This window comes from Arthrobacter sp. AOP36-C1-22 (assembly GCF_052377515.1).
GTDB lineage: Bacteria > Actinomycetota > Actinomycetes > Actinomycetales > Micrococcaceae > Arthrobacter_H.
In genome coordinates, this window is sequence record NZ_JBQSWW010000002.1 from 62418 (window position 1) to 86203 (window position 23786).

The following is a 23786-nucleotide window of genomic DNA, read 5'->3' on the forward strand; positions in this document are numbered from 1 at the left end:
TCCCCCGGGCCGTCAATGGCGGCCTTCCCGCCGGCCCGCGGCCCCGTCGGGCCACCCCCTCCAGCTGCCGTCAAGGGGGTGACTAGTGGCTTTTCACTCCGCAGCCGGTTCCTCATACTTCGGGAAGATGGGCGTGGGCGCCGGCAATGCGGCCCCCGGCTCAATGGTCGACCCGTAGGCGGCGAACGTGCGCGCCGCTCCCCCGGACTGGCCGAGCACATCGAGCAGCTGGCTGCCGGCGGTGGGCATCACGGGCTGGACGAGCAAGGCGACCTTGCGCAGGATCTCCAACGTCACATACAGCACCGTTTCCATCCGCGCGGTATCGGTCTTGCGCAGCACCCAGGGCGCGTTTTCGGCGAAGTAGGCGTTGGTGTCTCCCAGGACATGCCAGACGGCTTCGAGTCCCTTGCTGAATTCCTGCCGGTCGTAGGCCCCGCGGGACAACTCCAGCAGTGCCTCGGCGTCGTCCAGCAGGGCCCGGTCGGCGTCGGTGAATCCACCCGGGGTGGGCACCACGGCCCCGCAGTTCTTGGCAACCATCGACAGGGACCGTTGGGCCAGATTGCCCAGGTTGTTCGCCAGATCGGAGTTCATCCGGGCCACGATCGCGTCGTGGCTGTAGTTCCCGTCGGCACCGAAGGGGACCTCGCGCAGCAGGAAGTACCGGGTCTGGTCCAGCCCGTAGTTCTCCACCCAGTCGGCGGGGGCCACCGTGTTGCCCAGGGACTTGGACATCTTCACGCCGTTGTTGTGCAGGTGGCCGTGGATCATGATCCGGCGCGGCAGTTCCAATCCGGCGGACATCAGGAATGCGGGCCAGTAGATGGCGTGGAACCGGGAGATGTCCTTGCCGATCACGTGCAGGTCCGCCGGCCAATATTTGCGGAAGGAGGCCGAGTTCGTGTCGGGGAAACCGACCCCGGTCAGGTAATTGGTCAGGGCGTCCACCCACACGTACATCACGTGGGCAGGGTTCCCCGGAACGGGGATCCCCCAGTCGAAGGAGGTGCGCGAGACCGAAAGGTCGTTCAGCCCGCCCTCGACGAAGCGGATGACCTCGTTGAACCGGTAGTGCGGTGCCCCGAACTCGGGTTGGCTGCGGTAGAGCTCCAGCAGCTTCTCCTGGTAGGCGGAGAGCCGGAAGAAATAGGATTCCTCTTCGGTCCAGGTCACTTCGGTCTCGGATTCGGTGGAGTAGCGCACCCCGTCCTCGTGGACCTCGGTCTCGTCCTGGCCGTAGAAGGCCTCGTCGCGCACCGAATACCAGCCGGCGTACTTATCGAGGTAGATGTCCCCGCGCTCCTCCATGCGCTTCCAGATGGCCTGGGCGGCTTCGAGGTGGTCCACGTCGGTGGTGCGGATGAACCGGTCGTAGCTGATGCCCAGTTCGTCCTGCGCCTCCTGGAAGACATCCGAATTGCGCTGCGCCAGTTGGCGGGGGGTGATGCCTTCCTTCTCCGCGGTCTGGAGCATCTTCTGGCCGTGCTCGTCCGTGCCGGTCAAGAAGAAGACATCACCACCGTCCAGGCGTTTGAAACGCGCCATGGCGTCCGCGGCAATGAACTCGTAGGCGTGGCCGATATGCGGGTCGCCATTGGGATACGAGATGGCCGTGGTGATGTAGAACGGGGTCTGATCCTGGGTTGAAGTCACTCGAGAAATCTACCGCACCGAGGCGCCGGTGCGCCCATCGGCAATGTAGCAACCGGACTCATCGGCGCCGCCGGCCGGTTCCCGGGCGGGCGGGGCCGGGCGTGTGGTCCGCCGCGCATTGCGCCATCCCCACGTCCCGGGCCCGCCGGTTGCCTTATTCAGAGAGGTCCACTTCGCGGGCCGTGCTCGCGTTGATCGACTCCCGGACCTCGTCCAGGACCCCTGCCGGCAGCGAGGAGTCCACGGCCAGTACGGCCAGCGCCGGGCCGCCTTCCTCATTGCGGGAGACCTGCATGGCGGCGATGTTCACCCCGTGCTGGCCCAGGGTGCTGCCCAGGGTGCCGATGACCCCGGCCCGGTCCTGGTAGATCAGCACGATCAGGTGCTCGGCGATCGGGATCTCGAGCTCGTATCCACCGATGCCGACCAGCTTCTCGATCTGCTTCGGCCCGGTCAGGGTACCGGTGACGGAGATCTGCTGCCCGTCGGACAGGGCGCCCTTCAGGGTCAAGGCATTGCGGTATTCGGGCGATTCGGTGGTGGTGACCAGGCGCGTGGAGATCCCGCGTTGTTCGGCCAGCACGGGGGCGTTGACGTAGGAGACCTGGTCGGAAACGATATCGCGGAACACGCCCTTCAGCGCCGAGAGCTCCAGGACCTTCACGTCCAGTTCGGCGATCTCCCCGGCGACCTCCACGTCCAGGGACGTCAAGGAGTCCACCGTCAATGCGGTGAAGATGCGTCCCAGCTTCTCGATCAGCGGGATGCCGGGGCGCACCTCTTCGTCGATGACGCCGCCGGCGACGTTGACCGCGTCGGGAACCAGTTCTCCGGAGAGGGCCTGGCGGACCGATTTGGCGACCGAGACGCCGGCCTTCTCCTGGGCTTCGGCGGTCGAGGCGCCCAGGTGCGGGGTGACGGTGACGTTCTCGAACTCGAAGAACGGCAGATCGGTGCTGGGTTCGGAGACGTATACATCCACCCCGGCGCCGGCGATCCGGCCGTCCTTCAACGCGGTGTAGAGGGCCTCCTCATCGATCAGGCCGCCGCGGGCCACGTTGACGACGTAGGCGCTGTCCTTCATCTTCGCGAAGGCCTCGGCACCCAGCATGCCCAGGGTTTCGGGGGTCTTGGGCATGTGGATGGTCACGAAGTCGGAGGTGGCCAGCAATTCGTCGAGTTCGAGCAGGCGCACGCCCATCTGCTGGGCGCGGGCACTGGTGACGTAGGGGTCGTAGGCGACCACGTCCATCCCGAAGCCCTGCAGCCTCGCGGCCACGAGGGCGCCGATGCGGCCCAGTCCGATGATCCCTGCGGTCTTCTCATAGAGTTCGACGCCGGTGTAGGCCGAACGCTTCCAGGCCCCGGACTTCAGCGAGGCGTTGGCCGCGGGGATCCGGCGGGCCAGCGAGACGATATGCCCCACGGTGAGTTCGGCGGCGGAGATGATGTTCGACGTCGGGGCGTTCACGACCATGACGCCGGCCTGGGTGGCGGCCTTGATGTCGACGTTGTCCAGCCCGACGCCGGCGCGGGCGATGACCTTGAGCTTCTTCGCCGCGGCAATCGCCTCGGCGTCGACCTGGGTGGCGGAGCGGACCAGGATCGCCTCGGCATCCCCGATGGCCTCCAACAACTGGGTTCGATCGGACCCGTCGGTGCTGCGGATCTCGAAGTCCGGGCCCAAAGCCTGGACGGTGGCGGGCGAGAGTTCCTCGGCCAGGAGGACGACGGGCTTGGTTTCTGACACGGAGGTGGCACCTTTACGATCGACGGCTGCGGGTCAGGGCCGGGGTCGTCCGGTCCCGCACCCCCAGATTATCGGCCGGGCGCCGCCAGCCCGGTGTCCGTGTGCCCATATTACGGGCCGGTAGACGTCAATGACCCGCACTGTTCACACAGTGCGGGTCATTGACGTCATGCTCCGGGGGAGCCGGTCCGCTGCCGCTTAGCGGGCGGTGACGCCATCGGTGTAGTCGTCATCGGTCTGGATCCAGGAGAACAGCTTGCGCAGGTCCCGGCCGGTGGACTCGATCGGGTGGTCCTCGCCGCGCTTGCGCAGCTCAAGGAATTCCTTCCCGCCGGCGGCCTGGTCGTCCATGAAACGCTTGGCGAAGGAACCGTTCTGGACGTCGGCGAGGACGGCCTTCATGTTTTCCTTCACGTCCGGGGTGATCACCCGCGGGCCGGAGACGTAGTCGCCGTATTCAGCCGTGTCGGAGACGGACCAGCGCTGCTTGGCGATGCCCCCTTCGACCATCAGGTCAACGATGAGCTTGAGCTCGTGGAGGACCTCGAAGTAGGCGATCTCGGGCTTGTAGCCGGCCTCGGTCAGGACCTCGAAGCCGTACTGCACCAGCTGCGAGGCCCCGCCGCAGAGCACTGCCTGCTCGCCGAAGAGGTCCGTTTCGGTTTCTTCGGTGAAGGTCGTCTCGATGACACCGGCGCGGGTTCCGCCGATGCCCTTGGCATAGGACAGGGCCAGTTCCTTGGCCTTGCCGGAGGGGTTCTGTTCCACGGCGATGAGGTCCGGCACGCCGCGGCCTGCCTCGAATTCGCGGCGGACGATGTGGCCCGGGCCCTTGGGGGCGACCATGGCGACGTCGACATCGGCCGGCGGCTGGATGTAGCCGAAGCGGATGTTGAAGCCGTGGCCGAAGAACAGTGCGTCGCCGGCGACCAGGTTCGAGGCGATCTCGTCCTGGTAGACCTTGGACTGGATCTGGTCCGGGGCCAGCAGCATGATCACGTCTGCTTCGGCTGCCGCCTCGGAGACGCCGACGACCCGCAGGCCCTCGGCCTCTGCCTTGGCCCGGGAGGCGGATCCTTCGCGCAGGCCGACGCGGACGTCGACGCCGGAGTCGCGCAGGCTCAGCGCATGGGCGTGGCCCTGCGAGCCGTAGCCGATGACGGCCACCTTGCGGCCCTGGATGATCGAAAGGTCTGCATCGTCGTCGTAAAACATATCGGTCACAGTGATAACTCCTTGGTGCTGTTCGGTATCTGAGTCTGGAAGTCTGGTGTGGGTGTTCAGGCCGAGACCGCGCGCAGGGCGCGGTCCGACATTGATTTGGAGCCGCGGCCGATGGCCAGGGTGCCGGATTGGACGATCTCGCGTACCCCGAACGGTTCGAGGACGGCCAGCAGCGCATGGAGCTTATCCGGGGTGCCGGTGGCCTCGATGATCAGTGAATCCGTGGCCACGTCCACGACGGCGGCGCGGAACAGGTCGGCGGCCTGGGTGACCTGCAGCCGGGTGGCGGCATCGGCACGGACCTTGACCAGGATGTGGTCGCGCTGCACCGAGGAATCCGGGGTCAGTTCCACGATCTTGATGACGTTGATCAGCTTGTTCAGCTGCTTGGTCACCTGTTCGAGCAGGTCGCCTTCGGCGTCGACGACCACGGTCACCCGGGACATCCCGGGCACTTCGGTGGGGCCGACGGCCAGTGAATTGATGTTGAACGCCCTGCGGGCGAACAGGCCGGCCACGCGGGTCAGGACGCCGGGGACGTCCTCCACGAGCACGGAAAGGGTATGGCGTGCCATGGTCCTAGTCCTCCTCTTCCCATTCAGGGGTCATTCCGCGGGCGATCTGGATCGCGTCGTTGCTCACGCCGGTGGGGACCATCGGCCACACCATGGCGTCGGCACTGACGACGAAGTCGATCACGACCGGGCGATCGTTGATCTCCAGTGCCTTCTGGATGGTGGCGTCGATGTCTTCATCGCGTTCGCAGCGCAGCCCCACGCAGCCGTAGGCGTCGGCGAGCTTGACGAAGTCCGGCACCCGCGCGGTTCCGTGGCCGGTGTTCAGATCGGTGCTGGAGTAGCGGCCGTCGTAGAACAGGGTCTGCCATTGGCGCACCATGCCCAGCGACGAGTTGTTGATGACCGCGACCTTGATCGGGATGTTGTTGATCACGCAGGTCGCCAGTTCCTGGTTGGTCATCTGGAAGCAGCCGTCGCCGTCGATGGCCCAGACCACGCGGTCGGGGTTGCCGACCTTCGCGCCCATGGCCGCCGGAACGGCGTAGCCCATCGTGCCCAGGCCGCCGGAGTTCAGCCACTGGTGGGGGCGTTCGTACTTCACGAACTGGGCCGCCCACATCTGGTGCTGTCCGACCCCTGCGGCATAGACGCCCTCGGGTCCGGTCAGGGCGCCGATGCGCTCGATGACCCGCTGCGGGGCGGTGAGCCCGTCGTCGGTCTCGGTGAACCCGATCGGGTAGGTCTTGCGCAACCGGTCCAGGGTCGACCACCACTGGGTCAGATCCGGGTGGCCGTCGGAGGCGAACCGGGCCCGGCAGGCCTCGGTGAGCTCGGGCAGGATCTCCTTGACCGAGCCGACGATCGGGACATCGGCGGTGCGGTTCTTGGAGATCTCCGCGGGATCGATATCCGCGTGGATGACCTTGGCATACGGGGCGAAGGTGTGCAGCACCCCGGTGACGCGGTCATCGAACCGGGCGCCGAGGGTGATCAGCAGGTCCGCCTGCTGCAGTGCCGTGACCGCCGAGACGGAACCGTGCATCCCGGGCATCCCCACATGCAGTTCATGCGAATCGGGGAACCCGCCGCGGGCCTGCAGCGTGGTGGCGACCGGGGCACCGACCAGTTCGGCCAGCTCCATCAGCTCGGCGGAGGCGTGGCCCTTGATGATCCCGCCGCCGACGTAGAAGGCCGGACGCTGGGCGGCACCGATCAGTTTGGCGGCCTCACGGACCTGTTTGGAATGACCGCGCACCACGGTGCGGTAGCCCGGCAGGTCGATCTTCGGCGGCCAGGAGAAATCGGACTTGCCCTGCTGGGCGTCCTTGGTGATGTCCACCAGCACCGGCCCGGGGCGTCCCGTGGCGGCGATGTGGAAGGCCTCGGCCATGACCCGCGGGATGTCGGCGGCGTCGGTGACCAGGAAGGAGTGCTTGGTGATCGGCATGGTGATGCCGACGATGTCCGCCTCCTGGAAGGCGTCGGTGCCGATGAAGGCCGAATGCACCTGTCCGGTGATCGCGACCATGGGGACCGAGTCCATATGCGCATCGGCAATGGCGGTCACGAGGTTGGTGGCTCCGGGGCCGGAGGTGACGATGCATACCCCGACTTCCCCGGTGACCATGGCGTAGCCCTGTGCTGCGTGGCCTGCGCCCTGTTCATGACGGACCAGGACATGGTTGAGCCTGGTCGAGTCCATCAGTGGGTCGTAGGTGGGCAGGATAGCCCCTCCCGGCAACCCGAAGACGTCTTTGACGCCCAGTTCTTCCAACGAGCGGACGATGGCTTGTGAGCCGGTCATCCCGGTGGGTGCCACAATGTTGTTCGGACCCTGGACAGGGTTCGAGGCATCCACGGTGGAAGAGACAGGAGCATGATCCTTGGCACGGCCGGCGGCCTTGGCCACCAGCGACGGGCTGATGGGTGTTCCGTTACTCATCGGATATTCCTTCTCTTCTCTAGTTCTGCGCATAAAAATACCCCGCTGGCCTTCATGGCTTCAGAGGGGTTCGCGCGTCACCGTGTCCTACAAACGAGGCTTAGGCTCCGCGCTTGGTAACTAGTAGGACTTCGGTTCGGATCTGCATGTCTTCAGTTTCCCCGGTGCTGCGGGGGCTGTCAACGAAACCCACTGACTGTCTCAACATGTGGACGCGACGTCCAGTCCGTGGACATGCCCGGTGACCGGACGTCGCATCCCGTTGGTTTAGCTAGCCACAGTAGGCCCCCGTGCTGGCGGACTTCACGAGCTTGGCGTATTTGCCCAGCACGCCGGTGGTGAACTTCGCCGGCAACGGCTCCCAGCCCTCACGGCGTGAGGCCAGCTCCGCCTCGTCGACCAGCAGGTCGAAGGAGCGGGCGGCGATGTCCACCCGGATCCTGTCCCCGTCCTTGACGAAGGCGATGGGTCCGGCGTCGACCGCTTCGGGGGCCACGTGCCCGATGCACAACCCGGTCGTGCCTCCGGAGAAGCGCCCGTCGGTGAGCAGCAGGACGTCCTTGCCCAGCCCGGCGCCCTTGATGGCACCGGTGATGGCGAGCATCTCGCGCATCCCCGGGCCGCCCTTGGGCCCCTCGTAGCGGATGACGACGACGTCGCCGGCCTTGATCTCCCCGTGGTCCAGCGCATCCAGGGCACCTTGTTCGCGTTCGAAGACGCGGGCGCTGCCTTCGAAGACATCCGCGTCGAAGCCGGCGCTCTTGACCACTGCACCCTCGGGGGCCATCGAGCCCATGAGCACGGTGATGCCACCGGTCGCGTGGATCGGGTTGTCCAGCTCACGCAGGACATGTCCGTCCAGTGCCGGCGGTTCGATGTCAGCCAGGTTCTCGGCAACGGTCTTGCCGGTGACGGTCAGGCAGTCGCCGTGGATCAGCCCGGCGTCGAGCAGCGCCTTCATGACCACCGGGACGCCGCCGATCTTGTCGACGTCGTACATCACGTATTCGCCGAAGGGCTTCAGGTCCCCCAGGTGCGGGATCTTGTCGCCGATGCGGTTGAAGTCCTCGAGCTTGAGCTCCACGTCGGCTTCGCGGGCGATCGCCAGCAGGTGCAGGACGGCATTGGTCGAGCCACCGAAGGCCATGGTCACGGCGATCGCGTTCTCGAAGGCCTTGCGGGTCATGATGTCGCGGGCGGTGATGCCCTGGCGCAGCATCTCCACCACGGCTTCACCCGATTTGCGCGAGAACATGTCGCGGCGGCGGTCCGCCGAGGGCGGGGCGGCGGAGCCGGGCAGTGACATGCCCAGGGCCTCGCCGATGCAGGCCATTGTATTGGCGGTGTACATCCCCCCGCAGGCACCTTCGCCCGGGCAGATGGCCCGTTCGATGGTGTCCAGGTCCTTTTCGCTCATCTTGCCCGCCGCGCAGGCCCCGACGGCCTCGAAGGCGTCGATGAGGGTGACTTCCTTCTCGGTGCCGTCCTCGAGCTTGGCGGTGCCGGGCATGATCGACCCGGCGTAGACGAAGACACTGGCCAGATCCAGTCGGGCTGCGGCCATCAGCATGCCGGGCAGGGACTTGTCGCAGCCGGCCAACAGGACCGATCCGTCGATGCGCTCGGCCATCATGACGGTCTCCACGGAGTCGGCGATGACCTCACGGGAGACGAGGGAGAAGTGCATGCCCTCGTGGCCCATGGAAATGCCGTCGGAGACCGAGATGGTTCCGAACTGCATGGGGAACCCGCCGCCGGCGTGGACGCCGTCCTTGGAGGCCTGCGCCAACCGGTTCAGGGAAAGGTTGCAGGGCGTGATCTCGTTCCACGAACTGGCCACCCCGATCTGCGGCTTGGCGAAGTCGTCGTCTCCCATACCGACCGCGCGGAACATTCCGCGGGCCGGGGCAGCGTGGATGCCGTCGGTGACGGCTCGGCTACGTGGCTTGATGTCTATGGTGCTGTCCTGGCTCATAACCCAGAGTCTAGAACTCCCGGCCAAACGCAACGAACACGTGACCTGCTTCTGAAACATTTGCCCTGAACTATCGGGGCACTCCCTTTAGGATGGATGCATGGGGAAAACAGACAGTGACGTCAGCGCGCCCGAGACCACGGATGACTCGACGCTCAAGGCGCACCTGCATCGCGCCTTCGATCAACAGATCCCTAACTTCGGAAGCTACAACCTCGTCTATGCGACGGGGCGTGCCGGTGAAGGCGGTAAATACATCGTCGGCTACCGTCGTGAACCGATGGAGCTCCTGGTGGCCCCGCTGCATGCCGTGACCTTGGCAGCGCTCGAACCCGCAGTGGCGATCAACCTCACCAACCTCAGCCATCTGGCGGAAGACCGTGCCGGTGGCCACGAGGTCGGAACCAGTACCGGACGGGTCTACCGTTTCGAAGTGGCACCGGAAACAACCGTTGACGCACCGCCTGCTGCAACCAGCGCCCCGGGGTCCCGTGTCAGGCTCCAGCAACACCACGACGCCGAGGACTTCTCCGAGTTCTTCGATGAGTTCCTGACCCTTTTGGACGGTTTCGGCGAGCCCGGAAATATCTCCGACGACCAGTAGCCGCACGGGGTCGCTCGTTGATCCACCGACAGCCATCCCGCCTAGTCATTGCCTCAAGCGATGAAACTCCTTGACGGCCAGCGCCGGGAAAAGTCGTCACTTACCCCTCCCCCGGACTTTGGGCTCCGCGCCCAGGCGAGCTTGAGTGTTCACGAATTAGGTATAAACTTTAGTCTTCGTTGATCATGTTGCACTCAGCCCTATGGAACAGGCGGCACCACGACGGGCTTGGGCGAAACCTCCCCCGGCTCCACAACCACGAGCACAGGGGCCCATGCTTCAAGAACACGAGGGTGGACCGCCTCCGGCCGACCTTGGCGTACCCCAGACACTTCGAAGTGCCATCCCGGCATCCAGCCCTGACGGCCACACCGTCCCTGGGGCGACCACGACATGCTCCCTCGAGCGCATACTCGGGCTACTCGAGGTAGTTGGATTCGAGGTCGACCAATTCATGAATGCGCACACCCTGCCGGGCGAAAAGGACGACGAAGTTGCCCTGTCTTGGATGAGCACCGCCTTGGAAGACATGGCCGCTACCCTCATCGGCGTCTCCAACCATCCACGGCATCGCCACGAGGACTGATCCTTCAGCTGTGTATGTAGGTGCATCCCGCCCTGTGCCGAACTTCTAATTCGGCCGGATCCACGCCGTGGCGTGATTTTGAGGCGCCCTCATGTCTCTTCGGCGAAACCACCGCGTCTTCCCCCGCCGCCATCAGCCGAGGTTTCGTTTCATCGTCGCGGGAAACACGGAGTTGTGGATAACTATTCAGTCGAGTTGATTTCCGGGCTAGGGTGCGTTTACGCCCGTTTTCAATGTCGAACCCGGAAGGCCTCATGCCGCTCACGATCGCCCGAAAGGCACTCAGCGGTTTCGCCGTTGGAGCAGCCGTCGCCATCGCCTTGAGCGCCTGTTCCCCGTCGGACGGCGCTGAAAACAGGAGTCCCAGCGGCACTACACCAGCGTCATCTTCAGCATCCCCGTCAGTAGCCGGGAAGGACGGCAGCGCTGCGGCCTCCCCCACTTCGAAGTCCGCCTCGCCAACTCCGGTTGCCGCAAGTTCTGATGGGCCTGCCAAAAACTGGCCCGTCCCGAAGATGCCCGCTGCTGCAAAGAAGCACGATCTTGAGGGAGCAGCGGCATTCTCGAAGTATTACTTTGAGCTCATTGAATACACGGCGATTACCAATGAATCTGCGCCCATAAACGAAGCTTCTTCTCCGAAGTGTGATTTGTGCCAGAACGACATCATTAAGCCTGCCATCGACAACAAAAAGAACGGGGGGTGGAGTACCGGCGGAAAGTTCCACCCAACCATCAGTTCTGCTCAGGACGAAGGCTCAGACGAAGTTTGGGTGGCTTTCAAATATCTGCAGGACGAAACCTACGTTTACGATCCCGACAAAGTCCTCAATAGGATTCTCCATGAGACTCCAAAGCCTGTCGTTGGTTCTTTTTTTCTGGAGTGGCAACAAGGCTGGCAGGTGAATTCGGTTGAGATCGCAACTTCTTAACCATGAAAGTCATGGATAAATACATGCCGAAGATCCGAGCCCTGTCCGCGTCTGCGATTGTCGTTTTGGCGGCGATGCTACTCACCCCACCGTCTGCTATGGGGACGCCTCCGGCCGAGACCACAGTTGGCGAACCTACGAAGGACGTCGGCATAAGAGGGCGGGACGTAGAGGCAATCCGAAGCAACGTGCCCTCGGCTCAACTCCCAGCGCAGGAAGAAGAAGCACCAAAAGGCCCTGCAAAAGGATCGAAGAAGGCCGCTTACAAGTCATCGACGCCCAGGGCGAAAACTCCGGTGTCCGGAACCACAACAAAAAGATCGAAGTACGAAGTTTCCTACTCAACTACCTGTGCCTTTGAACTCGGTGGTAGCGGAACTTGCAGAACATTCGACGAAGCTCCTTGCCCAGAAGATGAGCCGCTAAAAGTTCGCACAATCCGGACGCCAGCTGGAGCACTCGTATCTCGAGACACTTATTGCTCTACTGAGCCTCCACCCGAGGCCCCCAAAGACTCAGCCGAGAAACCCGCCGATCTACAGCGCGCGGTGCAGGAGCAACGAAGCATCGAGGTCTCGCCTGCAGACTTTCAGAGTTTCCCCATACGTGGTTCGAAGGTTGCTAGTCAGCCTTCGGGGTTCTCGCTGCGAAATGGAAACGCGCACATGTATGCCAAATCTGACCTCCAGACCTTCGACGTTGATATCTACGACGAACCAGTAAGGATCCGGGCGATCCCCCAGACCTATCTCTGGAACTACGGAGATGGTCACAGCAGGAAACTTCAAAAACCCGGGAAACCCATGCCTGGCCACACCTTCGATCAGCCCACCGACACCAGTCACGTCTATACGAAGACCGGCGATTACAGCATCCAGCTGAACACCGCCTATCGCGGCGAATACTCCGTCGACGGCGGTCCGTGGATGCCCATTCCCGGGACCGCAACTGTCCCCAGCGATCCCATGCCCATGAGCGTCTGGCGGACCAAGAAGCTCCTGGTTGACGAGGACTGTGCCGAAAACCCTGGCGGCCCGGCGTGTGACTCACCGTTCCTGAATGGGGAAACCGCATCGAAATAGGCGTCGGTTTCCCCATGCCGGAGGGAGGCGCGCAGCTACCTACAGCAGGTGCTCGCCCTCATGCACCAGGTTCTTCGGCTTCTCCCCAACAGACATGCTGGCCATCTGTTCGTGGACCAGCTGGGCAATACGTGGCGGGAAGGCTTCCGTATTGCCGCCGACATGCGGTGTGATCAGTGCGTTCGGCAACTTCCACAGCGGGTGATCGCTCGGCAGAGGTTCGGGGTCGGTCACGTCCAAGGCGCAGTGCAGTCGCCCCGAGGCTACTTCCGCCGTCAACGCGTCGGTATCGACCACCGGACCGCGGGCCACATTGACGACCACTGAACCGTCGGGCAGCGCCCCCAGCAGGTCCCGTCCCAGCAGATGGTGGGTCGAATCATTCAGCGGGACGATCGCGATGACCGCTTCGAGGCCGGGCGCCAGTTCCATCAGCTCGTCCAGACCATGGACCTGCCCGTGTTCGTCGGTCCGCGCATGGGTTCCGATCCGGACCAGGTCGATCTCAAAGGGATCCAGCCGGCGGCGGATCTCCTCGCCGATGCCGCCGACACCGATCAAACCGATCCGACGGTCCGCCAGCCCCTTCCATCGTGCCGAATCCCAGGTACCGGTCAGCTGGTTCTGCGCCGCCTGGCCGATGCCGCGTAGGGCCGCCAGGAGCAGGCCCACGGTCAGTTCAGCGGTGGCCGCGGCATGGACCCCATGGGCCGACGCAATGGCAATGTCTTCGCCCACGGCATCCACAACGCCGTCGTACCCGGTGGACTGGGTATGAACCAGACGCAGATTGGGGGCCCGACGGACCTGGCCCAATCGTTTCCTTGAGGCCATCGAGTAAGGCAGCACCACGGCGCCGATGTCTTCCAGCTCCACCCCCTGGGGTTCGCCGTCCAGATCCCATACTCCGCAGCGCACCCCGGCGGGTAGTGGCGAGCAGGCATCGAGGAGGTCTTGGTCAGGGACGGTGAAGGTGGTGATCGGTTCCATGTCCACAGCTTAGGATTCATCCCCGGCACAGCCGCCAATCGGAGTCCGGAAACCGGATGGAATGTGACACGGAACGCATTCAGGAAAGCGGTTTTGCGCGGTCGGAAAAGTGCTGGTAATGTTTCATCTCGTTGCAAAGCGCGGTCCCGCAAGGAAATCGTAGCCAGCAGCAATGCACCTCTAGCTCAATTGGTAGAGCAACTGACTCTTAATCAGTAGGTTTCGGGTTCGAGTCCCGAGGGGTGCACACGATGAAGGAGGCCGGCCGAGAGGCCGGCCTCTTTTTGTATACCCGGATACCTGGAGGAAGCCCATGACCACCCCATCCCAGCGCCTCGCCGTCGGCGATACAGCTCCCGCCTTCACCCTGACCGCCGCGGACGGCTCCACCGTCTCGCTCTCCGATTACGCCGGCTCCAAGGTCGTCGTCTACTTCTATCCGGCGGCGATGACCCCCGGCTGCACCAAGCAGGCCTGCGACTTCCGCGATTCGCTCTCCTCGTTGGCTTCCGCCGGGTACCAGGTGCTGGGGATCTCCCCCGACGCCCCCGCGAAGCTGGCGAAGTTCACCGACAAGGAATCCCTGACCTTCCAGGTGCTCTCCGATGAGGACCACGCCGTCGCGGCCGCGTACGGCGCCTGGGGCGAGAAGAAGAACTACGGCCGTGTCTACGAGGGCCTGATCCGCTCGACGATCGTGGTCGGCGAGGACGGGAAGATCCAGCTCGCGCAGTACAACGTCAGGGCCACGGGCCACGTCGCCAAGCTGCACCGCGATCTGGGCCTCGACACCGCCTCCTGACCGCACGGGCCAATCCACCGGTCCTGCAATGGGTTCCGTTACACTGGTTGAGGCCTTCCGCGTGCAGGGGGCCTCAGCGAGCGTGGCGGAATTGGTAGACGCGCTGGATTTAGGTTCCAGTGTCTTAGGACGTGGGGGTTCAAGTCCCCCCGCTCGCACCAGGTGATGATGACCGACGAGAAAGAACGACCCATCGGCTCGTCACAGGACCTTCATCGGCCCCGCAGAACCCATCGGGACGCCCCCTAGGCAAGGAGCAAGTCAGCGTGGAGTCCACCAACCGCCCCGGCGACGCTCCGGGGCCTGGTACCTCGCTCCCCGCGGGAGGACGTCCCTCGCGGCGGACCGTACTGGGTATCGGGTCGATCGCCATGGCCGGACTGGTCGGATGCACCAAGGCCACCACACCGGAGGAACTGCCCACCGCTGCCCCGCCATCCAGATCGATCGTGAAGAACCTGGAAATACGGTTCGGCACGCCTGCCTCCCCGGCCATCCTGGATCCGGCCCTGGCCTCGGACAACGAATCCTTCAGGGTCACCCGGCAGATCTTCGAATCGCTGATCAGCGTCGACCCGGATACCGGGGCCCCCACCCCGGGGCTGGCCACCAAGTGGACGACCAGCAAGGACGGGCTCACCTACACCTTCACCCTGCGGGACGGGGTGTCCTTCCACGACGGCACCGAATTCAACGCCGACGCCGTCGTCCACAACTTCGAACGCTGGGCCAACCTGCCGAAGGATCTCGGAGGGCAGGTCGGGCAGGCCTTCGAATCGGTCTTCCACCACAACGATGTGCAACTGGCCCACGACAAGTCCATTGCCCCAGATACCCGGGCGGCCACCCAATCCGCGCTGCGCTCCCCCGACGTCCTGGGCGGGTTGGGCCTGGATAAGGACCCCGGCAAGGAGCCGGCCCCGGAGGACCCGATCAAGACGGTGACTGCCAGCTACTACCAGGGCTGTCGCGCCGAGGGGACCCACACGTTCGTCTTGACGCTCACCAAGCCGATCACGGGTTTGATCGATGCCCTCACCCTTCCGGGTTTCGGGATCGCCTCGCCGTCGGCGCTGCGGAAATACAAGGCCGACGAATCGACGAAGGATTCCTCCGGCGGCATCAGCACCGGTTTCAGCAAGCATCCGGTGGGCACCGGCCCCTATCTCTTCGACGAGGCGGCGGAAGATTCGGTCACCGTCATCGCCAACGAGGACCACTGGCGGCACAGCACCCAGATCGGTCGGGCCACGTTCGCCGTCCTGCGCGATCCCTCCTCGCGTCTGCAGTCCCTGCGGCGGCAGAAGATCGCCGCCTATGACATGGTCACCGTCGGGGAACTGCGCGAGCTCGTCCGTGAAGGCCAACAGGTCCTGCAGCGCGACCCCTTCTCGATCCTGTACATGGGGATGAACCAGTCCAACCCGGTCCTGGCGGACCGGAAGATCCGCCAGGCGGTGGCCCATGCCGTGGACCGGCAGAAGCTCATCGAGGAGTTTTTCATCTCCGGGACCAAGGAGGCACGCAGCTTCGTGCCACCCAGCCTCGGGGTCCCCGACGCCCAGACCTACTTCGGCTATGACCTCCCCAAGGCCAAATCGTTGCTGAAGAGCTCGGACTACGACGGCGAACCGATCCCCTTCACCTATCCGCTGAACGTCACCCGGGCCTATCTGCCGATGCCCGAGCGGATCTATGCCGCGCTCAGCGCCCAGCTGACCGCCGCCGGGTTCAACATCAAGCCCTACCCGGTCGAATGGGAGGACGGCTATCTGGAGGACGTCGTGTCCGGCCACCGCCCCGGCTTCCACCTGTCGGGGTGGAACGGCGGCTACCGGGACCCGGACAACTTCATCGGCACGCTGTTCGGCACCACGTCCCCGGAATTCGACTACGACGCCCCGAAGGTGCGCGCGAAGATCGTCAAGGCCCGCTCCATGCCCAACGGGGACCAGCGGGCGACCACCTACCAGCAGATCGGTGAACAGCTGGCCAAGGATCTTCCCGCCCTGCCGCTGGCCTACCCGATCTCCGCCGTCGCAGCCGACGATACGGTCCTGCATTACCCCACCAGTCCCACCCTGGACGAGCCCTTCGACCGGGTGAGGCTCGCCACCTAGGGCGGCCGAGGGCACCGCTTGATTTCATGGCGGTGATCCGACCGCGCTAACCTTGACTTAAGCCACCAGAGTCGTCGGATGGAGAATCCTGTGCCGAGCCAAACCAGCTCATCGAATGTCGATATCGCCCTGATCGGCGGTGGGGTCATGAGTGCAACGCTGGGAACGCTGCTCAAGCAACTGGAGCCCAGCTGGGATGTCGCCCTGTTCGAGAACCTCGACCAGGCAGGTCAGGAGGCGTCCGACCCCTGGAACAACGCGGGTACCGGCCACTCGGCGCTCTGCGAACTGAACTACTCCCCGCTCGGTGCCGACGGCAAGGTCGACCCGGCCAAGGCCGTGGGCATCAACGAGCAGTGGCAGGTCTCCCGCCAGTTCTACTCCCACCTGGTGGACCAGGGCCGCATCTCCACGCCCAGCTCGTTCATCAACCCGCTGCCGCATATGAGCTTCGTCCATGGCGAAAAGAGCGTGGACTACCTGCGGACCCGCTTCGAGTCACTGCGCACGCAACCGATGTTCCAGGAAATGGAGCATACCGAGGACGTCGCCACGATCGCCGAATGGGCGCCGCTGGTCGCCGAGGGGCGCAACCCGTCCGAGCATGTCGCCGCATCGCGCATCATGGGCGGAACCGACGTCGACTTCGGGTCGCTGACCCGCCAGCTGATCGCCAACCTCGGTGAGGACGGGGTCGACCTGAACTTCGGCCATAAGGTCACCGGCCTGGAGCGCAACGGTGCCGGCTGGACGCTGACCGTGAAGAACAAGGCCACCGGGGACAAGCACACCGTGAACGCCAAGTTCGTCTTCGTCGGTGCCGGTGGCGGCGCCTTGCATCTGCTCCAGGCCGCCGGCATCCCCGAAGCCCACGGCTTCGGCGGCTTCCCGGTCTCCGGGCAGTTCCTGCGCAGCACCAACGAGGAGGTCATCTCCCGCCACCATGCCAAGGTCTACGGCCAGGCCTCCGTCGGCGCCCCGCCGATGTCGGTGCCCCACCTGGACACCCGCTTCGTCAACGGCAAGCGTTCGCTCATGTTCGGCCCCTACGGCGGTTTCTCTCCCAAGTTCCTCAAATCAGGTTCCTATATGGACCTGGTGGCCTCGGTCCGTCCGGGCAACCTCATCCCGATGCTGGCCGTCGCCAAGGACAACCTGGGCCTGGTGAAGTACCTGGTCACCGAGGTCCTCAAGAGCCGCGAGGCCAAGAACGAGGCCCTGCGCGAGTACTACCCCAACGCCTCGGGCGATGGCTGGGAACTGATCACCGCCGGCCAGCGGGTCCAGGTCATCAAGAAGGACAAGAAACGCGGCGGTGTGCTGCAGTTCGGCACCGAGGTCATCACCAGTGCCGACGGGTCGATCTCGGGTCTGCTCGGCGCTTCGCCCGGCGCTTCGACCGCTGCCCCGATCATGATCGAGGTCCTGCGCCGCTGCTTCCCGCAGAACTTCGCCGGCTGGGAGTCCAAGCTCACCGAGATCGTCCCGAGCTTCGGCGTCAAGCTCAATGAGAATCCCGAGCTGCTTGCCCAGGTCACCGCGGCCACCAACAAGTCCCTCGGACTGAAGTAGCCGGACAGTGCCGGCGACGGTGGGACGGGTACTGCCCGTCCCACCGTTCGTTAACGCCCCGGTCGGCGCCGCCGCCACTCTGCCTCCCCGCACCGCTGGGAATACCGGGGAAACCACCGTGGTTCTTACATGCATACGCATACATTTTCTGGCATACTGAAAGCCGGAGCCACGAAGGAGCACCATGGAAATCGGCGTCTTTTCGGTCAGCGACATCACCGCGGACCCCACCACCGGGCATCTGCCGACCGAGCATGAACGCATCACCGCGATGGTGGCGATCGCGAAGAAGGTCGAAGAGATCGGGATGGACGTCTTCGCCATCGGCGAGCACCACAACCCGCCGTTCTTCTCCTCCTCCCCCACCACCGAGCTGGCCTATATCGCCGCTCTGACCGAACGCATCACCCTCTCCACGGCCACGACCCTGATCACCACGAACGACCCGGTGAAGATCGCCGAGGATTTCGCGATGCTCCAGCATCTGTCGGGCGGCCGGACGGATCTGGTGCTCGGACGCGGGAACACGGCCCCGGTCTACCCCTGGTTCGGCAAGAGCTCGGCGGATGCGGTGGAACTGACCGTGGAGAACTACCATCTGCTGCGCCGCCTCTGGGACGAGGAGAACGTCTCCTGGTCCGGCAAGCACCGTACGGCGCTGCAGAACTTCACCTCCACCCCGCGTCCGCTGGATTCCGTTGCCCCCTTCGTCTGGCACGGTTCCATCCGTACCCCGCAGGTCGCGGAGATCGCCGCCTACTACGGTGACGGGTTCTTCGCCAACAACATCTTCTGGCCCAAGGAGCACTACCAGGAGCTGATCGGCCTCTACCGGCAACGTTTCGAGCACTACGGCCACGGCCGGGCCGACCAGGCCTATGTGGGCCTGGGCGGACAGTTCTACCTGGCCGAAAACTCGCAGGACGCCGTGGCACAATTCCGCCCGTACTTCGACAAGGCCCCGGTCTATGGCCACGGACCCTCGCTGGAGGATTTCACCGCCCAGACGCCCTTGACCGTCGGCAGCCCGCAGCAGATGATCGAGAAGACGCTCACGTTCCAGGAATACTTCGGTGACTACCACCGCCAGCTCTTCCTGGTCGATCACGCCGGTCTGCCCCTGAAGACGGTGTTGAACCAGTTGGATCTGTTCGGCGAGCGGGTCCTGCCCGAGCTGCGGGCCGAATATGCCCGGCGTAAACCCGCGGACCATCCGGAACCCCCGACCCACGCCAACCTGCTGGCAGCGCGGCGGGCAGGCATCAAACCGGCCACCGCCCGCAACGAGGTCCCGCTGCCGGCCACCACCTTCGAGGAGTCCCATGTCTAGGCCCGCCACCCTCCGTGAAACCACGCAGGCCTGGGAAGCGCTTTTCCGGGCCCAGGTGGCCATCATGCGTCGGCTCCAACGCCATCCGGCCTTCAAACGACTCACGATGCGCGAATACGACGTGCTCGTCACCCTGGACCGCTGCCCCGAGGGCGGGATCCGGTTGGGCGAACTCAACGAGGACGTCCTGCTCAGCCAACCCAGCCTCAGCCGGATGGTCGACCGGCTCGAGGCCAAGGGGTACATCACCCGGACCGTGGACCCGGTGGACCAGCGGGCGATGCGGCTACGGCTGACCGAGGACGGGCGCAGGATCCAACGCGAGATCGGCCGCGAGCATGTCCGACACATCCACGAGGTGATGGGATCCGGGCTCTCCGTGGATGAATTCGCCGAATTGACCCGGCTGACCCGCAAACTGGGGGCCTCCGTCCAGGCCAGGGACTGACCCCCGGTCCACCCCCGGTCCACCCCCGGGCCGCCGCGTCCCTAGAATGGGTGGATGAGCGCCCATCTCGTGGCCAAGGACCTCGCTGGAGGTCCTGCCCACCGCACCTTGTTTTCCGGTTTGAGCTTCACCGTCGCCCCCGGCGACGTGGTCGGGGTGGTCGGTGCCAACGGGGCCGGTAAATCCACGCTGCTGCGCCTGCTCGCCGGACTGGACACCCCCCGCTCCGGTTCGGTCACCGCCTCCCCCGACGGGGCCTTCATCGGCTGGCTGCCGCAGGAGCACGAACGCCGCCCCGGGGAGAGCATCGCCGACCATCTGGCCCGTCGGACCGGTTGCGCCCAGGCCACCGTGGCCATGGAAGCCACCGCCGAAGCCCTGGCCACCGGGGCCCGCGGTGCCGAGGACGCCTACTCGGAGGCCTTCGACCACTGGATGGCCTCCGGGGCGGCCGACCTCGAGGACAGGATCGCCCCGGTGCTGGCCGAACTGGGGTTGGAACTGGACCCCTCCACCGTGATGACGGCGCTCTCCGGGGGCCAGGCCGCCCGGGTCGGTCTGGCGGCCCTGCTGCTCTCCCGCTTCGACCTGGTGCTGCTGGACGAGCCGACCAACGACCTGGATCTGGCGGGGCTCCAACGACTGGAAGCCTTCGTACGGGGACTGCGCACCGGCGTCGTGCTGGTCTCCCACGACCGCGAATTCCTCTCCCGGTGCGTCAGTACGATCGTGGAACTGGACCTGCCCCAGCAGCAGGTCTCGGTCTACGACGGCGGATATGACGCCTACCTGGCCGAACGCCAGGTGGCCCGCCGGCATGCCCGGGAGGCCTATGAGGAGTTCGCGGAGAAGAAGTCGGAGCTGGTGTCCCGGGCCCGGACCCAGCGCGAATGGTCCTCCCAGGGGGTGCGCAACGCGATGCGCAAGGCCCCGGACAACGACAAGATCCGTCGTCGGGCCAGCATGGAGTCCACGGAGAAGCAGGCACAGAAGGTCAGGCAGATGGAGTCGCGGATCGCCCGCTTGGACGAGGTGGAGGAGCCGCGCAAGGAATGGGTACTGCAGTTCTCCATCGGCACCGCCCCCCGCTCCTCATCGGTGGTGGCCACGCTCAATGACGTGGTGTTGACCCAGGGCTCATTCACTCTCGGCCCGGTCTCGCTGCAGGTCAACGCCGGCGACCGGATCGGCATCACCGGGCCCAATGGGGCCGGCAAGTCGACCCTGCTGCGGCTGCTCTTGGGCTGGACGGCCCCGGATCAGGGGACGGCGTCCCTGGGGGCCAGCGTGGCCATCGGAGAGATCGACCAGGCCCGGGGGCAACTGGAGGACGGCCTGGCCCTGGGCGAGTCGTTCGCCCGGGTCGTCCCGTCGATGGATCCCGCGGGGATCAGGACGCTGCTGGCCAAATTCGGGTTGAAGGCCGACCAGAGCACCAGCCTGGTCTCGGAGCTTTCCCCGGGCGAGCGGACGCGGGCCTCACTGGCCCTGTTGCAGGCCCGCGGAGTCAATCTGCTGGTGCTCGACGAACCGACCAACCATCTGGATCTGGCGGCGATCGAGCAGCTCGAGGAGGCACTGGAGTCCTATACCGGGGCGTTGCTGCTGGTCAGCCACGACCGCCGGCTGTTGGAGAACGTCCGCCTGGACCACCGGTGGGCCGTGGCGGATGGGCGGGTCGACGTCGCCGCCGCCCGCTAGGGACCCCACCAGTCGGTGGCGGGAACCGCGGGGCCTAGTAGTGGCCGGGGTGGCGGCGCTTGGCCATCCCGATGAGCCCGAAGACGACCATGACCAGGCCGATGATGACGCCGAGCCAGAGCGAGGTGTGCGTCTGGTCCACGAAAGGGTTCTGCACCAGCACTGCGGAGGTGCCGTAGATCGCGATGATCACCAGCCCCAGCACGAACCAGACGATTCCCGTGCGGTCACGACTTTTCGTTGTTGCTTCCTTCGTTGCCATGGCAGGCTCCCTTCCACCGGTGGAAGAGGCGACCGGCTGTTCCGGGGGGTCTCTTCGTCGTGCCATTCCGACCCGTGCCTCGCCTCATGCGCCGAAGACGGCCGGTCCTTTCAATTTACGCCTCCTCGGGCCGTGCGACAACGCGGGCCGGCGCCGTGTCGGTGACTGCCTGGACCGCGGCGACGACGGCGCGGGCCGCGGTGCTCAGTTGCACCTCGGTGGTCTCGGCGGTGAAACTCAGCCGCACCGCGGTGCGGGCGACGTCGGGGTCGAGCCCCAGGCCCAGCAGGACCGGTGAGGGGTCGGTGGATCCAGCGGCGCAGGCCGAGCCCGAGGAGCAGATGACCCCGCGGCGTTCCAGCTCCAACAGGATCGTTTCCCCGTTGGCCCCGGGAAAGACGAAGGACACGATGCCCGGCACCCGCCGCCCGCGGTCCCCGGTGAGCAGTGCCGCTTCCTGCCCGGGGGCCCGTCCGTGGTTGAGCCCGTCCAGGACGGTATCGATCAGCTGTTCGGTCCGGTCCCGGGTCGTCTCGAAGGCTTCCACCTGGGAGGCCGCCAACCGTAGGGCGGTGGCCGTGGAGACGGCTCCTGCGATGTTCTCGGTCCCCGAACGGCGCCCGCGTTCCTGTCCCCCGCCATGGATCCCGGGTTCCAGGGCCAGTTTCCCGCGGATCATGGCCAGCCCGGCCCCCTTCATCCCGCCGAGCTTATGTCCCGAGAGGCTGAGGGCATCCAGGTCCCTGGCCAGTTCGGCGATGGGCAGCCAGCCGGCCGCTTGGACGACGTCGGCATGCATCAACGCCCCCACCGCATGGGTGGCGGCGGAGATCTCCGGCAGGGGCTGGATGGTGCCGATCTCGTTGTTCACTGCCATGACGGTGACCAGCGTCGTGTCCTCCCGCAGCAGGGCGGTGAGTTCCGCGGGGTCCACCAGTCCCCCGGGGCCCACGGGGACGATGTCGATGGTGAACCCGTGGTGGCGCTGCAGGTAGTCGCAGGCCTCCCGGACCGAGGAGTGTTCGATTCCCGAGCGGATGACGTGTCTGCCGCGGGGGTTGGCCAGGGCCAGACCGATGATCGCCAGGTTGTTCGCCTCGGTACCACCGGAGGTGAACACAATGTCCCCGGTGCGCACCCCCAGGGTGCCGGCCGCCGTGGTGCGAGCGTAGTCCAGCGCCCGGGCCGCGGTCTCCCCGATGCCGTGGGTGCTGGAGGGGTTGCCGAAGTCCCGGGCCATCAGCGGCCAGACGAGCTCGAGGATCTGCTGTTTGACCGGGGTGGTGGCGGCGGCGTCGAGATAGATCATGCCCGCACCGTGCCCTGCGCTTGAGGGGCGCCGGCAATCGGGGTGCCGGGGGCCCGGCTGGCGCCGAGGCGCATGTCCAGTCCCACGTCCAGCGCCCGGACCGAATGGGTCAGTGCTCCGGAGGAGATGACGTCGACCCCGGTGGCCGCCAAGGCGGCGACGGTATCCAGGGTGACGTTCCCCGAGGCCTCCACATAGGCGGCCCCGTTGATCCGTCGCACCCCTTCGACGAGGTCTTCGACGGTGAAGTTGTCGAGCATGATCGTATCCACCCCGGCGGCCAGGACAGCTTCGAGCTGGTCGAGCCCGTCGATCTCCACCTCGAAGTGCACGGTGTGTCCGAGCCGGGCGCGGGCGGCACGCAGGGCGGCGGTCAGCTCGGCCCCGGTGCCCAGCAGGGCCAGGTGGTTGTCCTTGGCCATCACGGCCTCGGAGAGGGAGCCACGGTGGTTGTGTCCGCCGCCGCAGCGCACCGCGTAGCGTTCCAGGGCCCGCAGCCCCGGGGTGGTCTTGCGGGTGTCGGCGATCCGCGTGCCGGTGCCGGCGACGGCGTCGACGAAGGCCCGGGTCAGGGTGGCGATCCCGGAGAGGCGTTGGAGCAGGTTCAGTGCCACCCGTTCACCGGCGAGCACCGAACGGGCCGATCCCCTCACGGTGGCCAGCACGTCCCCTGCGGCGAACTCCTGCCCATCGGCGAGCGCGAATTCCACGGTGGTGGTCGGATCGGTCCGGGTCATGGTGGTCGAGAAGATGCCCAGGCCGCTGGCGATGCCCGGTTCCCTGGCGATCACGTCGGCGGTCGCCGTGGCGTGGACGGGCAGCAGGACGTTCCCGGTCAGGTCCCCGGTGGGGTTGTCTTCGGCGAGCGCCGCGTCGACGAGGCTCTCGATGACACGTTGCGGCACGGGCATCGGCTCGGGTGTCTCTACAGCGGCAGAGTGGGCCCCGGTGGTGGGGCCGTGGTGCAGGGTGGTCATTCGTTC

General features: G+C 65.6%; 20 protein-coding genes and 2 tRNA genes. 12 read left to right on the plus strand and 10 right to left on the minus strand.

Going from position 1 to position 23786, the window contains the following annotated elements:
- Window positions 1–93 precede the first annotated feature (93 nt).
- The 6 genes from metG to ilvD all read right to left on the minus strand — a co-directional run bounded on the left by metG (window position 94) and on the right by ilvD (window position 9065).
- A complete protein-coding gene (gene metG, locus ACT3S6_RS01930; RefSeq protein WP_444553480.1) occupies window positions 94–1656 on the minus strand; it encodes a methionine--tRNA ligase in 1563 nt (520 codons plus the stop codon).
- Between the two features lie 154 nt (window positions 1657–1810).
- Window positions 1811–3406, minus strand: a complete 1596-nt coding sequence (gene serA, locus ACT3S6_RS01935; RefSeq protein ID WP_444553481.1) for a phosphoglycerate dehydrogenase — start codon at window positions 3404–3406, stop codon at window positions 1811–1813.
- Between the two features lie 198 nt (window positions 3407–3604).
- Window positions 3605–4630 (minus strand): ketol-acid reductoisomerase, encoded by a 1026-nt coding sequence (gene ilvC / locus ACT3S6_RS01940; protein ID WP_444553482.1) that lies wholly within the window; start codon window positions 4628–4630, stop codon window positions 3605–3607.
- A 56-nt stretch (window positions 4631–4686) separates the two neighbouring features.
- Window positions 4687–5205, minus strand: a complete 519-nt coding sequence (gene ilvN, locus ACT3S6_RS01945) for an acetolactate synthase small subunit (RefSeq protein WP_444553483.1) — start codon at window positions 5203–5205, stop codon at window positions 4687–4689.
- A 4-nt stretch (window positions 5206–5209) separates the two neighbouring features.
- Window positions 5210–7090 carry an acetolactate synthase large subunit gene (locus tag ACT3S6_RS01950; RefSeq protein WP_444553484.1) on the minus strand — a complete coding sequence of 627 codons (1881 nt, stop codon included), beginning with the start codon at window positions 7088–7090 and terminating at the stop codon, window positions 5210–5212.
- 271 nt (window positions 7091–7361) lie between these two features.
- Window positions 7362–9065, minus strand: coding sequence for a dihydroxy-acid dehydratase (gene ilvD / locus ACT3S6_RS01955; RefSeq protein WP_444553485.1), 1704 nt, complete (start codon window positions 9063–9065; stop codon window positions 7362–7364).
- 100 nt (window positions 9066–9165) lie between these two features.
- Here ilvD and ACT3S6_RS01960 point away from each other — a divergent pair, with 100 nt between their 5' ends.
- The 4 genes from ACT3S6_RS01960 (at window position 9166) to ACT3S6_RS01975 (ending at window position 12269) form a co-directional block, all read left to right on the plus strand.
- Window positions 9166–9669: a hypothetical protein gene (locus ACT3S6_RS01960; protein ID WP_444553486.1), complete on the plus strand. Its 504-nt coding sequence runs from the start codon at window positions 9166–9168 to the stop codon at window positions 9667–9669.
- 454 nt (window positions 9670–10123) lie between these two features.
- Window positions 10124–10255 (plus strand): hypothetical protein, encoded by a 132-nt coding sequence (locus ACT3S6_RS01965; RefSeq protein WP_444553487.1) that lies wholly within the window; start codon window positions 10124–10126, stop codon window positions 10253–10255.
- 254 nt (window positions 10256–10509) lie between these two features.
- Window positions 10510–11187, plus strand: a complete 678-nt coding sequence (locus ACT3S6_RS01970; RefSeq protein ID WP_444553488.1) for a DUF6318 family protein — start codon at window positions 10510–10512, stop codon at window positions 11185–11187.
- A gap of 665 nt (window positions 11188–11852) precedes the next feature.
- The gene (locus tag ACT3S6_RS01975) at window positions 11853–12269 is read left to right on the plus strand and encodes a hypothetical protein (protein ID WP_444553489.1); all 417 of its coding nucleotides are present in this window, start codon (window positions 11853–11855) and stop codon (window positions 12267–12269) included.
- Window positions 12270–12308: 39 nt separating this feature from the next.
- Here ACT3S6_RS01975 and ACT3S6_RS01980 read toward each other — a convergent pair whose 3' ends face one another.
- Window positions 12309–13259: a 2-hydroxyacid dehydrogenase gene (locus tag ACT3S6_RS01980; RefSeq protein ID WP_444553490.1), complete on the minus strand. Its 951-nt coding sequence runs from the start codon at window positions 13257–13259 to the stop codon at window positions 12309–12311.
- A gap of 174 nt (window positions 13260–13433) precedes the next feature.
- Here ACT3S6_RS01980 and ACT3S6_RS01985 point away from each other — a divergent pair.
- The 8 genes from ACT3S6_RS01985 (at window position 13434) to ACT3S6_RS02020 (ending at window position 21232) form a co-directional block, all read left to right on the plus strand.
- Window positions 13434–13506, plus strand: a tRNA-Lys gene (locus tag ACT3S6_RS01985).
- 66 nt (window positions 13507–13572) lie between these two features.
- Window positions 13573–14061 carry a thioredoxin-dependent thiol peroxidase gene (gene bcp, locus ACT3S6_RS01990; RefSeq protein WP_444553491.1) on the plus strand — a complete coding sequence of 163 codons (489 nt, stop codon included), beginning with the start codon at window positions 13573–13575 and terminating at the stop codon, window positions 14059–14061.
- A gap of 76 nt (window positions 14062–14137) precedes the next feature.
- Window positions 14138–14222 (plus strand) — tRNA-Leu (locus ACT3S6_RS01995).
- Between the two features lie 105 nt (window positions 14223–14327).
- Window positions 14328–16181, plus strand: a complete 1854-nt coding sequence (locus tag ACT3S6_RS02000; protein ID WP_444553492.1) for an ABC transporter substrate-binding protein — start codon at window positions 14328–14330, stop codon at window positions 16179–16181.
- Between the two features lie 78 nt (window positions 16182–16259).
- Entirely contained in the window at window positions 16260–17753 is a 1494-nt protein-coding gene (locus ACT3S6_RS02005; protein WP_444553493.1) for a malate:quinone oxidoreductase, read from the plus strand.
- Window positions 17754–17937: 184 nt separating this feature from the next.
- Window positions 17938–19083 (plus strand): LLM class flavin-dependent oxidoreductase, encoded by a 1146-nt coding sequence (locus tag ACT3S6_RS02010; RefSeq protein WP_444553494.1) that lies wholly within the window; start codon window positions 17938–17940, stop codon window positions 19081–19083.
- Window positions 19076–19531, plus strand: coding sequence for a MarR family winged helix-turn-helix transcriptional regulator (locus ACT3S6_RS02015; RefSeq protein WP_444553495.1), 456 nt, complete (start codon window positions 19076–19078; stop codon window positions 19529–19531). Before ACT3S6_RS02010 ends, ACT3S6_RS02015 begins: the two co-directional genes overlap by 8 nt.
- Before the next feature lie 54 nt (window positions 19532–19585).
- Window positions 19586–21232, plus strand: coding sequence for an ABC-F family ATP-binding cassette domain-containing protein (locus ACT3S6_RS02020; protein WP_444553496.1), 1647 nt, complete (start codon window positions 19586–19588; stop codon window positions 21230–21232).
- 34 nt (window positions 21233–21266) lie between these two features.
- On the opposite strand, the gene ACT3S6_RS02025 is transcribed toward ACT3S6_RS02020, so the two are convergent.
- From ACT3S6_RS02025 to nadC, 3 genes are all read right to left on the minus strand, one after another.
- Window positions 21267–21494 carry a hypothetical protein gene (locus ACT3S6_RS02025; protein ID WP_444553497.1) on the minus strand — a complete coding sequence of 76 codons (228 nt, stop codon included), beginning with the start codon at window positions 21492–21494 and terminating at the stop codon, window positions 21267–21269.
- A 115-nt stretch (window positions 21495–21609) separates the two neighbouring features.
- Window positions 21610–22803, minus strand: coding sequence for a cysteine desulfurase family protein (locus ACT3S6_RS02030; RefSeq protein ID WP_444553498.1), 1194 nt, complete (start codon window positions 22801–22803; stop codon window positions 21610–21612).
- The gene (gene nadC, locus ACT3S6_RS02035) at window positions 22800–23780 is read right to left on the minus strand and encodes a carboxylating nicotinate-nucleotide diphosphorylase (protein ID WP_444553499.1); all 981 of its coding nucleotides are present in this window, start codon (window positions 23778–23780) and stop codon (window positions 22800–22802) included. Before nadC ends, ACT3S6_RS02030 begins: the two co-directional genes overlap by 4 nt.
- Between the last annotated feature and the right edge of the window lie 6 nt (window positions 23781–23786).